12 protein-coding genes are annotated in these 12,364 nt (G+C 37.1%); 11 read left to right on the top strand and 1 reads right to left on the bottom strand.

The window, feature by feature from the left end; translation table 11 throughout:
* The first annotated feature begins 208 nt into the window (after positions 1-208).
* The 7 genes from BALCAV_RS08440 (at position 209) to BALCAV_RS08405 (ending at position 7,567) form a co-directional block, all read left to right on the top strand.
* Positions 209-976 (top strand): hypothetical protein, encoded by a 768-nt coding sequence (locus BALCAV_RS08440; RefSeq protein WP_136446024.1) that lies wholly within the window; start codon positions 209-211, stop codon positions 974-976.
* Positions 977-996: 20 nt separating this feature from the next.
* Entirely contained in the window at positions 997-1,641 is a 645-nt protein-coding gene (locus BALCAV_RS08435) for a pentapeptide repeat-containing protein (RefSeq protein WP_003322192.1), read from the top strand.
* A gap of 736 nt (positions 1,642-2,377) precedes the next feature.
* Complete coding sequence (locus BALCAV_RS08425; RefSeq protein ID WP_004426868.1) at positions 2,378-3,070, top strand: copper homeostasis protein CutC; 693 nt, start codon at positions 2,378-2,380, stop codon at positions 3,068-3,070.
* A 343-nt stretch (positions 3,071-3,413) separates the two neighbouring features.
* On the top strand, positions 3,414-4,217 hold the full coding sequence (locus BALCAV_RS08420) for a metallophosphoesterase (RefSeq protein ID WP_040323809.1): 804 nt from the start codon (positions 3,414-3,416) through the stop codon (positions 4,215-4,217).
* Between the two features lie 188 nt (positions 4,218-4,405).
* Complete coding sequence (locus BALCAV_RS08415) at positions 4,406-5,644, top strand: efflux RND transporter periplasmic adaptor subunit (RefSeq protein ID WP_004426871.1); 1,239 nt, start codon at positions 4,406-4,408, stop codon at positions 5,642-5,644.
* Positions 5,622-6,326, top strand: coding sequence for an ABC transporter ATP-binding protein (locus BALCAV_RS08410; protein ID WP_004426873.1), 705 nt, complete (start codon positions 5,622-5,624; stop codon positions 6,324-6,326). Before BALCAV_RS08415 ends, BALCAV_RS08410 begins: the two co-directional genes overlap by 23 nt.
* Positions 6,326-7,567, top strand: coding sequence for an ABC transporter permease (locus BALCAV_RS08405; RefSeq protein ID WP_004426875.1), 1,242 nt, complete (start codon positions 6,326-6,328; stop codon positions 7,565-7,567). The genes BALCAV_RS08410 and BALCAV_RS08405 overlap by 1 nt, the downstream gene beginning before the upstream one ends.
* Positions 7,568-7,772: 205 nt before the next feature.
* Here the strand turns inward: BALCAV_RS08405 and BALCAV_RS08400 are convergent, their stop codons facing one another.
* Complete coding sequence (locus BALCAV_RS08400; protein WP_004426876.1) at positions 7,773-9,230, bottom strand: carbon starvation CstA family protein; 1,458 nt, start codon at positions 9,228-9,230, stop codon at positions 7,773-7,775.
* Positions 9,231-9,612: 382 nt separating this feature from the next.
* Between BALCAV_RS08400 and BALCAV_RS08395 the strand changes: the two genes are divergently transcribed.
* Genes BALCAV_RS08395 through BALCAV_RS08380 form a run of 4 tightly spaced genes read left to right on the top strand, consistent with a single transcriptional unit; the run spans position 9,613 to position 12,354 of the window.
* On the top strand, positions 9,613-9,999 hold the full coding sequence (locus BALCAV_RS08395) for a GntR family transcriptional regulator (RefSeq protein WP_004426878.1): 387 nt from the start codon (positions 9,613-9,615) through the stop codon (positions 9,997-9,999).
* On the top strand, positions 9,996-10,895 hold the full coding sequence (locus BALCAV_RS08390; RefSeq protein ID WP_004426879.1) for an ATP-binding cassette domain-containing protein: 900 nt from the start codon (positions 9,996-9,998) through the stop codon (positions 10,893-10,895). The genes BALCAV_RS08395 and BALCAV_RS08390 overlap by 4 nt, the downstream gene beginning before the upstream one ends.
* Positions 10,876-11,610, top strand: coding sequence for a hypothetical protein (locus tag BALCAV_RS08385; RefSeq protein ID WP_004426883.1), 735 nt, complete (start codon positions 10,876-10,878; stop codon positions 11,608-11,610). The genes BALCAV_RS08390 and BALCAV_RS08385 overlap by 20 nt, the downstream gene beginning before the upstream one ends.
* A complete protein-coding gene (locus tag BALCAV_RS08380; RefSeq protein ID WP_004426885.1) occupies positions 11,611-12,354 on the top strand; it encodes a hypothetical protein in 744 nt (247 codons plus the stop codon). It begins immediately after the preceding gene.
* The last annotated feature ends 10 nt before the right edge of the window (positions 12,355-12,364 follow it).

Below are 12,364 nucleotides of genomic sequence, written 5' to 3'. Positions count from 1 at the left end.
ATTAATAGAGAAGATATAACAAGTATTCGGTTATACTGTGTTCTGTCGCTGAATCTTTGAATTAGGACCAAGTCTTAGAATGTCCCATAATTTCCCCTAAGTTATTGATAATTTTGAGCATATTTGATAATTAATTTGTGCTATAGTTATCTTAAGTTTAGGCTCCATCTAAAATGAAAGATGGAGTATTTTATTTAAGAGGAGAAATATGATGGAACGACAAGGAACTAATTTAAAGCCATTATCACAATTATTAATAAAACCAACAACAGCAAAAGAATGGGGTATTTGTATTCTCGGCTGGCTTATTTGTCTTGCTGTCCTTTATGTAGCCGTTTTTTATGAAGTTGTTTATCGGGCAGTTGTTTTACTTTTTTTAATTGCTTTTGCTTTTATCGTTTTCCAAAAGTTGCATGCTCTCCAAAAGGAGTTATTCCTTTTAAAAAGTGGACAGTCTGAAGAATTACAAAAACCAAAAGAGTATAAGCCACAAATAAAAGTGAATGAATTAGAGGCACCAACGATGATCTTTGAGGCAGGGGTAGAGGAAAAAGAAAAAGAGTTAGAAAAAATAGACCTTGATCAGACGTTATTAATGGAAGATTTATTGAAGAAGGCGGACTTAAATGAGCGAGAGAAGCAGCAATATCGTACTAGGTTCAAAGAAAAGGAAGTAGAAAAGGCGAATATCTTGACTGAATTAACCAATGCTAAAAATAAAATTCAGCAAGCCTTTTTAGAGACAAAAAATATTTTTGTCAAAGAGGATCCAATGAAGGAATTGGCGGCTGCCCTTGATTCAGAAAACTTTGAGGCTTCTTCTATTCAAGAGTTAAATGAGCAATTGAGTATGATCAAACCGAATTTATCACAAGATTTAAAGACATTTATGGAAAGTTCAAGTTTTGTAGATGAACAATTTAAACTAACTAGATTAGGGTATAAAACGCTCATAAAATATAGTAATAAGAAATAATCGTGTTGGAAGGTGACTAGGTGAAAAAAACAAAACGGCAAAAGCCAAAGCTACCAAAAGTATTGAGTGAGCTTAACTTAAGCGAACAGTTGGAAGAGGAAAAGTATATTCAGAATGGATTAATTGAAAATCAAGTCATTCATGTCCAAGAGTATGAAAAAGTCTTTTTTGACCAGAGCGTTTTTAAAAATGTTTCGTTTGTTGGGAGCTTTTTTGAGTTATTAGAATGTGCCGATGTCATTTTTGATCATTGCGACTTTTCTAATGCGGAATTAAATCAAGCCGTTTTTCATCGTGTCGAGTTTATTCATTGCAAAATGACCGGCTGCCATTTATCAGAAGCCCATTTTCGTCATGTGAGTATGAATCATACGTTAGCTCCATATGTCGAATTTAATCATGCCAACTTTAAACAAGTTCTTTTTGAAGAATCGGTACTTGAACATGCGAATTTTTTTGAGGCAAAATTTGAAGCCGTTGAATTTGTCAAAAGTAAATTAAATGAGGCATCGTTTTATGAGGTTCGTTTAAACGGGATCGACATTAGTACTTGTGAATTTGAACGAATTTCAGTTTCTAGTGAGCAGCTAGCTGGTTGTATCATTTCACCAGAACAGGCGATAGGGTTTGTGAAAGCTTTTGGAATGGTCGTAAAAGAATCATAGAAATGGCACTTTCAGAAAAATGGTCTTTGTTTATTTCTTATTGAAAAGCGAGAACGCACTATCAAACCAAACGAATAAACTGTGCATTAAGAAAAAATATACAATGTACAATGTGCTTCGGCGGTCGCTCCCAAACAGACACTCCGCGTCCTGCAGGAACCTCATGAGCCTCCTCAGCACGCTTGCGGGGTCTCATTAGACGGTTTATTCCTGCGGGAGTCTCCGTGTCTGTTTGTCCGCTAGATAATGGAATCGAATCTAGGTTCGGTTTTCTCATTGAATAAAAAAACAAGTGGCAACTACCTATTTAGTTCCATAACCAACAAAGTGAAGAAGAAGGTCCTTCTGCGTTAAAAATAGCTGATTGAGAATGGCCATATCATCAAGCATCTCCACGACACTTAGCGGACAAAACCATACGGAGACTCCCGCGGGAATAAACCGTGGAGCGAGACCCCGCAAGGCTTGCCGAGGAGGCTCGCCAGGTTCCCGCAGGACGCGGAGTATGGTTTTGGTAGCGACAGCCGAAGTGCTTCATTTTAGTGAACAATTTCCTTCAACAGCCTACGAAGAGATGTGTTCAGACTGTCAACGATTAAACCGTTCATGTAAAGTCCATTTGAGTCTTGTATCGCCCTAAAGTCAATCTCTATCAACGGTTAAGGGTCAATTATACGCTGCGAAAGTTGAGTTAGTTATATTTCAAAAGATAATAATTAAAGTTAGGTGAACTTTGATGCAAATAGAAGTGATTGTACAAAATGATCAAGAGGCAATGCAGGCTGAGCAGTTTGGGGCGACAAGGCTAGAGCTTGTTTCAGCGATATCAGAAGGTGGACTGACACCTAGCTACGGGTCGATAAAACGAGTTCTTAGCTCTGTAACCATTCCTGTTCAAGTGATGATTCGTCCACACGCTTATCACTTTAACTATTCAAAAACCGATCGAAAAATTATATTAGAAGATATTCAAGCATTGCTTAACCTAGGTGGAAAGAGAATCGTCTTTGGGGCATTAAAGGACGATAAAACGATTGATACTGAGTTTTTAGAAGAAATTATTGCGTTATCTTCTGATTTAGATATTACCTTTCATCGAGCTTTTGATGAAGTCGATAATCAGCAAACGGCCTATGAAGCATTAGCCAATTATTCAAAACAAGTGAAACGAATCTTAACCTCTGGTGGAAAAATTAATTGTGAAGAAGGTAAATCACAACTACGAGCATTGGTGAATCAGTCATTTACAACGGATGGACCAGCGATTATGCCTGGATCAGGTCTTTCATCAGCTAATATTCAAGAATTACATCAAAGGATAGGGGCCAAACAATATCACTTTGGAAAAGCAATGCGTCTGAATCATTCATTTGCAGAAGGCTTTGACAAGCAAGCGTTTGAACAAGTTTTAACTAGTTTGAAAGAATAGAAAAACATATATATTGGCATTCATTAGCCGTAGACAAATGCCTCTGAGGAATCCCTCAGAGGCATTTGTTATTTATATATGTGGACCACTTGGTATTGGTTAGTGTTGTGAGAGTTAAATGAAGTTAGATCATTTTGTTTCATAAAGGCAGTTATTTAATTAGAATGAACAGCCTGTGGAGAAGGAAATGAAATAGTTATGGCGAATTAAAGGGAGGAAAAGTTTGTCAATATATCAGATAGGATGTCGGATATGTGATGGAATTTGTAGTTTGATTTTTCAAAAGTTAATAGTCAGGGGTTTACACTATGTTTAAACGAAAAAACTTTTAATTGCACTGTTAATGGCCATTATCGGAGTGCCTCTCTTTTTATCTGACCAAAATAATCGTCTTGTTGTGACCGAATTTGAACTGGAAGGTTTGGACCAATCTCATTTTGGTGAATTGAAGATTGTTCATTTATCCGACTTACATAGCAAGAGTTTCGGTTCCAAGCAACGTAAACTTTTAAATAGAGTAGAAGAGCTACAGCCGGATTTGATAGTTGTTACGGGCGATTTAATCGATGCGAAAAAAGCAGAATCAGAAGCACCTCTTCATCTGATGGAAGGGCTAGTTGAGCTTGCACCAGTATATTTTGTGACGGGTAACCATGAGTGGTGGTCAGGTGATTTCGGACAGCTTGAGATGAATCTGGAACAAATCGGTGTTGAAGTTATGCGGAATGATTATAAGACTGTGCATCTGAAAAAAGGACAACTAAATATAGTTGGAATTGATGATCCGGCTATCCAATCTAACCAATCAGAAGAAATTACAACCGAACAACATTTGAGTGTTATATTCGAAAATGAATTAATTGAAGCGGAGAATTATACGATTTTATTAGCTCATCGTCCTGAGTTTTTTGCTCTTTATCAAGAATATGATGTTGACTTAATTTTATCAGGACATGCTCACGGAGGACAAATTGGATTACCAAATAACGGTGGTCTTATTGCTCCTAATCAAGGGTTATTCCCTGAATATGTAAAAGGGATGTACACAGGTAAAAGTTCTAAAATGATCGTTCATCGTGGGTTAGGTAATAGCATTATTCCACAGCGGTTATTCAATCGTCCTGAAATTATTCTATTAAGAAATTAATATAAGCAGCTACAAAGTGTACGAACAGAAAATTAAAAAAATGTTTAAAATGATGAAACTTTTTATGGTCAAGATTCGTCTTTTATATGAATCTATTTTTCCGGAAAAAATAGATTGCTTATTTAGAAGGTATAATACATAATATTTCTATAATTAGAAAAAAGTAGAAAAACAAAAGGGGTCAGGATATGTCAAAGAAAAAGGTTGGGTTAATTGTTACTTTGTCGGTTGCAGGAGTACTAGCTTTAGGTGGAGTTGGATTTGGAGCATATATGGCTTTAAATAATTCCGTCAATGCTGGGGGGGAATATGAGGAGTGGGGGGAGATGGAGCCATATGCCATGGCTGTTTCTGACATGATGTTCGGAATGGAAATATACTCGCCCTATACGTATTCAGGAAAGGTTGAGCCTGAAAAATCAGAACGTGTTTATTATGAGCCTGAGCGCGGGAAAATTCTTGAGCTTTTTGTGGCTGAAGGTGACACAGTTGAAGAAGGTACACCTTTATTTGAATATGAACCACTAGAGGATTACTCTTTAGAACTAGATCAATTAAAAATGTCACTTGAAATGTCCTATATGCAAATTAACCGGACGACAAAACAAAAAGAAAGATTAGAGAAACAAATAAAAGAGGCTGAAACAAAAGAAGAGAAGGAAATGTTTGAAGAAGAGCTAGAACAAATTAATTTTGATTTACGTGTTAGTAATTTAGAGGCTGGCCAAACTCAAAAACAAATTGCGGCTTTGGAAAAAGATGATGAAGAAAATGCCAATGTTGTTGTTGCAAAACAGGATGGAATTGTCCAAACGATTAATCAAGATATCGCAGAAGGGGCCACAAACGAACAAACACAAGGACCATTAATTCAAATTGTCTCTACGGGATCTTATTTTATTAAAAGTCAGGTCAATGAATTTTTACTGGATACGTTAGAGGTTGGTAGCCAAGTCCGTATTATGAAAAAAGTATATGATGGACAAGAGTGGTTTGGAACGATTACAGATGTGGGCAAGCTGCCAGTTGGGTTTGATGAGGATGATCAAATGATGGATATGTATTATGGCTCTAATCCACAATCATCGAATTATCCATTTACGGTTCAAATTGAAGAGCATGAAGGGTTAGAAATTGGTTTTCATGTTAATATGGAGCCGTATACGGAGCAAGAAGCTGTTTCATCTGATGGCGTTCAAATTTATGATTGGTTCGTTGTTCGTGAGGAAGAAGAGCCTTATGTTTGGAAAGTCGATGAAAATAACTTAGCTTATAAACAAGTCGTTGAGTTAGGTGAAGAGAACTTTGATATGGGCTTAGTTGAAATACTAAGTGGTGTCTCATTGGAGGACTTCCTTGTTGAACCATTTTCGAATGTAGAAGAAGGAAGCGAGGTCCAAATGTATGATCAGTTTGAAGAATATTAATAAATCATACAAAATCGGCAAAGAGGAAGTACCGATTTTACGTAACATAGATTTACAAATAAAAGAAGGTGAATTTTTAGCGATTATGGGGCCTTCTGGTTCGGGAAAATCGACATTAATGAATATTTTAGGCTGTTTAGATAAACCGACTAAAGGCAGTTATCAGTTAGATGAGATGGATATGATCGCTGGTCGTGAAGGGAAGCTAGCCACAATTCGGAATGAGGAAATTGGCTTTGTTTTTCAAACCTTTCACTTATTGCCTCGTTTAACGGCTCTGCAAAATGTTGAACTCCCGCTTGTGTATGCTGGTGTTAAGAAAAAGGAAAGAAGAAAGCGGGCGTTAGATGTACTAGGGAAGGTCGGATTGGCGGACCGTGTTGGTTTTTCACCGACTCGACTTTCTGGTGGGCAAAAACAGCGTGTCGCCATCGCCCGTGCGTTAGTAAATGAACCCCGCTTTATTTTAGCGGATGAACCAACAGGTGCCCTTGATACAAAAACGGGTGAACAAATTTTAAAATTGTTTGCAGAGTTAAATGAAGAAGGTGTCACGATTATTATGATTACCCATGATAAGGAAGTTGCTGAAAAAGCGGATCGGATCGTCTATATTCGTGATGGTGAACTTCTCGGACAAGAGCGAGAAGAGGTTGAAGGGAAAGATGGGGTGAGAGTGTAATGTTTGAAAATATTAAGCTCTCTTTTCAATCGATTTTTGCCCATAAGTTGCGTTCTTTATTAACGATGCTAGGGGTGATTATCGGGATCGCTGCCGTCATTGCGATTGTCTCGATAATTGAAGGCCAAAGTGAAGCGTTAAAAAGTGACTTAGTCGGAATGGGAAACAATACAATTAATGTCGTATATGAAGAGAACAATCAATATGGTGAGGATGATTATTGGGGGAGTGATATGTCCTTTATTTCAGCCCCTCCGATCAGTGAAGAAACGTTAGAAATGATTCAAAGTGATCCGTTAGTTAATGTGGTTTCCACTTACCATCAATCTTGGAGCGGCGAAGCGTTTCATTTAGCGAATTCCTCATGGCCTGAAATGTATGGTGTTGATCAAACGTATCTTGAGCTTTTTCCTATCACAGTAGTTGAAGGAAGAGAGTTTACGGATGAGGAATTTAACGGGAAATATCAATACGTGATGATTAATGAAGAAGCAAGGGATGAGCTGTTTCCAGAAGGCTTTATCCCAGGAAGCTTTATTGATTTAGCGGGCAGTCCGTTTCGCGTAATTGGCGTTTTTACCGATCGAGCTGAAGACGTCAATGATGAATATTCTTATTATTACTGGTATCCTCCAAAGGTATATGTACCGAAACAAATTTGGCCACTTGTTGGCGGATATGATGCCCCAACTCAAATTGCGGTTCAAGCGATCAATTCTGATTCGATTCAAACAGCAGGGATGATGGCTGCTGACTTATTAAATGCAGATTTACATCCAGTTGACGCTGAATTAGCATCTTATACAGTCATGAATTTAGAGAGAATTATGGAAGAAATGGCAGCATATACGCGAACATTTGCGTTTCTCTTAGCCGGGATTGCAAGTATTTCCCTTCTAGTTGGTGGGATCGGGGTTATGAATATAATGCTCGTTTCCGTAACAGAACGTACCCGTGAAATCGGTATTAAAAAAGCTCTTGGTGCCAAACGCCATATGATTTTATTCCAATTTTTAACCGAGGCAACTGTGTTAACGAGTATCGGTGGGATCTTTGGAATCGGCCTTGGAATCGGGATTGCCAAACTGATTTCGACGTTTACGATGTTGCCATTTATGATTTCCGTCCCTGCGATTATTGGAGGGTTAGTTTTCTCAATGATTGTCGGAATCCTTTTTGGAATACTACCATCACTTAAAGCTTCAAAACTGCAACCAGTTGATGCGTTGCGTTATGAATAAAAAGATAAAAAGCGAACCTCAGCAGTAAAGTGCTGGGGTTTTTGGTGTGTTTTTAGTTTTGGGTAAAGAGTTGGATGTGGTTGGTCAGGGAAGGTGTGTAAAAAAGGAGAGGAATGGCACCCAAAAGAGTTTGGCTGACACTCCACTAGCTAAGATTACATTAAATAACCCCACTCTATTGATGGGAGTGGGGTATCGTTAGCTTTTAACTTAACTTGGTTTTTACTTCAGTTTCATCAACTTCTAAATCAACTTGCAAGCCGGCTTTTTTATTTTTATTAGCTTTCCAGAAGAACCAAATAGCAAAGAAGATTGTTAACACGATTCCTACGATAAAGGAAATATTTAAGTCAATATTAAAACCGATTTGTGCGTTTAGAATATAGACGAGAACCATATAGGTCATAAATAAGGCTGGTATTAATGAAATAATATATTGTCTTCCTTTTACAAATAAATACATTGTTGCTATCCATAGAGCAATGACGGCAGTCGCTTGGTTTGCCCACGAAAAGTAGCGCCAAAGAATGTTAAAGTCGATCTGCATGAGTCCATAAGCAATGGCGAATAATGGAAGGGCAATCATTAAACGATTTCTTGTTTTTTTCTGATTAATATTCAAATAATCAGCAATGATTGAACGAGCAGCACGGAAGGCTGTATCACCTGAAGTAATTGGTAAAACAATAACCCCTAATACAGCAATGGTTCCTGCAATGGCACCAAGTAACGTAATCGAGACTTCATTTACGACGGCAGATGGAGTTCCAGCTGCAATTAACTCGTTTAGAGCCTCACCGTGAAATAAACTCATTGCAGCGGCAGCCCAAATCATCGCAATAATTGCCTCAGCAATCATCATTCCATAAAAAATATAACGTCCTTCTGATTCTTTCTTTACTGTTCTAGAAATAATAGGTGATTGTGTGGCATGGAAACCCGATAAAGCTCCACAAGTTATGGTAAAGAATAAAATTGGGAAAATAGGTAAATTATCTGGATGTAAATTTTCAATAGTTAATTCAGGAATTTTTGCTCCTGAAAAAAGGAGTGCAATTCCAACACCTATAGTTCCAAATAATAAGATAGCTCCAAAGAATGGATAGACGCGCCCGATAATTTTATCAATTGGTAAAATCGTTGATAAGAAATAATACAAGATAATTAATGCAGCGAAAATCCATACGGCAACAGTGCCATTTGTAACGATACTAAGTAATGATGCAGGGGTTGTAATGAATACGGTTCCAACTAAAACAAGGAGTAGTAACGCAAAGAAATTGACGACATGACGTGAAAATTTCCCTAAAAATCTTCCTGCTAGCTCAGGAATGTGAGCACCACGATTTCGTATAGAAATCATCCCTGTTAAATAATCATGGACTGCACCGGCAAATATAGCACCAACAACGATCCAAATAAAAGCTACTGGTCCAAACAATGCCCCCATGATTGGCCCAAAAATTGGTCCAGTACCAGCAATATTTAATAATTGAATAAGGGCATTTTTTTGTTTATGCATAGGAACATAATCGATACCATCATTATTGGCATATGCCGGGGTTGAACGATCATCAGTTGGCCTGAATTGTTTTTCAACAAATTTTCCGTAAGTAAAATAGGCAATAATTAAAAGAATAATAGCACTAAAAAAAGTGATCATGTTAACATCATCCTCCATTTGTAAGCGGTTACTTTTAGTGGCGTAATAAAGAAAAAATAAAAGAACGACAAGGAAAAAACAAACTAACCATCCTTAAAGTACTTTTAGTAAAACGTAACCTCCCTACTAAATATACTTAATTACAAGAATATTATAACAGATGATTGTTATAATAGAAGGATTATTTTTCTGTTGTATAATAATTTTTTATTTTTCGTTGTTAAGTCTTAATTTCTCAGATGTAATATATACAATTATTCTGTAAAACGGAATTTTGGTCATTTGCATTAATTTTGTAAATGTATATTGTATTTTTTGGTAAATTAAAGTATAGTACATTACAACAGTAATGCACTATGTATCGGATATGGGGTGAATGAATGTGATCATAGATAATGACGGTTCAAAGCCGATTTATGTACAAATTGCCGAATGGTTGGAAACGGAAATTATAAAAGAGAACTTTAAAGTTGATGAAAAAATTTATTCGCAGTATCAATTGGCTGAGATGTTAACGATTAACCCTGCAACAGCTGCCAAAGGGTTAAATATCCTTGCTGATAAAGGGATTTTATATAAGAAAAGGGGACTTGGGATGTTTGTGACAGGAGAGGCAAAACAATTCATTATGGCAGAACGAAAGGAACAAACATTAAGAAAGCTTGTACATGAGCTCGTGCTTGAGGCCTATCGTTTATCTGTTGATGAAAAAGAAATTATGGAAATGATACAAGAGATGAATAAAGAAATTAAGGGGGAGAAGCAATGAGTGTCATTCAAGCAGAGAAGGTCAGTAAAATTTATCGTCACAAAAAAGCATTGAATGAATTGAGTGTAACGATTGATGAGAAGAAAATTACCGGTGTGATCGGACGTAATGGAGCGGGAAAGACGACCTTGCTGAAATTAATTGCTGGTTTTTATAAACCGAGCAGTGGACAAATTAAAGTATTTGGGCAAGTTCCATTTAATAACATTAACATCTCCTTGAACACCGTGTTTGTCGATGATTTAATGTATTTTCCAACAAGTCTTACACTCGAAGATATTTTAAAAGAAGGCAAACGCTTTTATCCGAATTGGGATGAGAAGCTAGCGAAGAATCTCTTTAACTACTTTTCTTTCAATCCAAGGCAGCTTCATCAAAATCTATCAAAAGGGATGAAAAGTACATTTAATATGATTTTTGGATTATCAGCTCGCTGTGAATTAACGATTTTTGATGAGCCGACGACAGGTATGGATGAATCGGTTAGAAAGGATTTTTACCGGGCGTTAATTAAAGATTATATTAATCACCCACGTTCCATTTTATTATCAAGTCATCATTTGAATGAAATAGAAGACTTATTAGAGGATGTGTTATTAATCAAAGAGGGGAAAGTTGAAAAACATCTCTCGATTGCGGAATTAAAGGACTTAGCAGTAGCGGTTCAAGGTGATACAGAGCTCGTCACGGAATGGGCAACAGGCAAAGAAGTTCTGTTCCAAAAGTCAGTCGGGACACATTCTCGCTATCTTGTTGTTCCTAATGATAGCGAGAAAAAACTTGAAAAGGCAAGGGTTCTAGGGTTACAAATTAGTTCGGTCTCAGCGAGTGACATTTGTGTCTATTTAACGGAAAGTCGTAAAGGAGGAATTGATGATGTCTTTAGCGACAACTAGTATGAAAGAGGTTGTCCTCAAGCAAGTTCTTTTTCGAATAAAGGCAAACTGGGGCTTCTTTTTCTCTCTTATGGTTACACAATGTGTCATGATGTTGCTTTCGATGGGATCAACGATTTCGATATCCTCGCGTTCTTATAATGTGGGGTCCACCACAAATGATGTTATTTTGGTTTTTACATTTATTTGGTTGTTTGTTATGGGGATTCTACTCCTGTCCAAATCGTATCGGTATGATGATTTTTGTTTTGTGACAAGTAATGTGAGTCAAAGCTTGGCCAATTTTATTTATTTATTGTTTGCTAGTATTATCGGTGCTTTAACCGCGTTTCTAGCGGGATACGTACAAAAGGTTATCATGTATTTTGTAACGAACAGTGAATTAATATTTTATCCGAGCCAAACGGGATTTTGGGACTATATAGCAGGGATTATAGGGATGGCATTATATGGTTTAATGTTTGGTTTAGTCGGTTATTTGCTCGGGAGCCTTGTACAGTTAAATAAGAGTTTTTTGGTCATTATTCCAGTAACTGTTGTTGCTATCATTACCTTAACAAATACGCCTGGGCAATTGAACGGATTTTTTAACTTTCTTGCCCATGCTTACTTTAATCAGTCTTCGTTTTGGTTGTTTAGCTTTAACGTGCTATTGACCGTTATTCTCTTAATGGTTGGCTCTGTTTTAGTCGGTAAACGCCTGGAGGTGAGGTAAATGGAGATGATGTCGTTAGTTATTAGTTCTTATCTTTTTATCATTGTCCTCTTTGTTGGCTGTTTTTATCTTGGCAAAAAAATAATCAAACCAAAAAGTCAGCTAAAATATCACCCAAGTCTGATTCTATTAACGGTTTATTCTGTTTTGCTACTACTTGCACCGATTATCTTTAGTCTTCTCCCAAAAGATGAGTTAAAACCAGTACAGCTTGATTTGGGATATACGTATACAAAACAGGAGGCGGCAGAGTCGGTAGCAAGAGTAGAGGAAGCCGAACGGTTAATCGAAGCAGGAAACTTTACAGACATCGATCAAAGCTGGATTAGTGATACGTGGAGTTTTGACTATGAGGACGATGAAATCTATTTTACGACGATGTTTTATCAATCTACTTTCCCGATTTATATTGAAAGGAAGGAAGAGAATGATGGGATGATTGAAGCTTTTATGATTGCTAGAACAGAGTTAGAAACGGCTTTAGGTTATGTTTTAGAGGAGAGAAGACAAACCGCAAGAGTTGAATTAGGAGAGAACAGATTGCTAGTCATGGGGGAAGATGACTTTATTAGAAAACCAGTTAGACTTTTTGACCATGGTTTCCCAATTAAACAATTTCAAGGGGCCTATGAAGCGGACCAGGTTAATCCATCTACTGGTCAATCGATGATCTATTTAAAAATACCTCACGATTTAGAAATAATAACGGATGATGATTCCTATTATAAGGAAATAAACAAGTAATGAAAGGGGG

The organism is Alkalihalobacillus alcalophilus ATCC 27647 = CGMCC 1.3604, assembly GCF_000292245.2.
GTDB classification, from domain to species: domain Bacteria; phylum Bacillota; class Bacilli; order Bacillales; family Bacillaceae_D; genus Alkalihalobacillus; species Alkalihalobacillus alcalophilus.
This window is presented reverse-complemented; position numbering and strand designations above follow the sequence as displayed.

Coding starts and splice junctions, on each gene's coding strand:
- BALCAV_RS08440 (WP_136446024.1), top strand. CDS start 209: ATGATGGAACGACAAGGAACTAATTTAAAGCCATTATCACAATTATTA.
- BALCAV_RS08390 (WP_004426879.1), top strand. CDS start 9,996: ATGAGTGTCATTCAAGCAGAGAAGGTCAGTAAAATTTATCGTCACAAA.
- BALCAV_RS08410 (WP_004426873.1), top strand. CDS start 5,622: ATGATCAGTTTGAAGAATATTAATAAATCATACAAAATCGGCAAAGAG.
- BALCAV_RS08425 (WP_004426868.1), top strand. CDS start 2,378: ATGCAAATAGAAGTGATTGTACAAAATGATCAAGAGGCAATGCAGGCT.
- BALCAV_RS08415 (WP_004426871.1), top strand. CDS start 4,406: ATGTCAAAGAAAAAGGTTGGGTTAATTGTTACTTTGTCGGTTGCAGGA.
- BALCAV_RS08400 (WP_004426876.1), bottom strand. CDS start 9,230: ATGATCACTTTTTTTAGTGCTATTATTCTTTTAATTATTGCCTATTTT.
- BALCAV_RS08380 (WP_004426885.1), top strand. CDS start 11,611: ATGGAGATGATGTCGTTAGTTATTAGTTCTTATCTTTTTATCATTGTC.
- BALCAV_RS08420 (WP_040323809.1), top strand. CDS start 3,414: ATGGCCATTATCGGAGTGCCTCTCTTTTTATCTGACCAAAATAATCGT.
- BALCAV_RS08385 (WP_004426883.1), top strand. CDS start 10,876: ATGTCTTTAGCGACAACTAGTATGAAAGAGGTTGTCCTCAAGCAAGTT.
- BALCAV_RS08405 (WP_004426875.1), top strand. CDS start 6,326: ATGTTTGAAAATATTAAGCTCTCTTTTCAATCGATTTTTGCCCATAAG.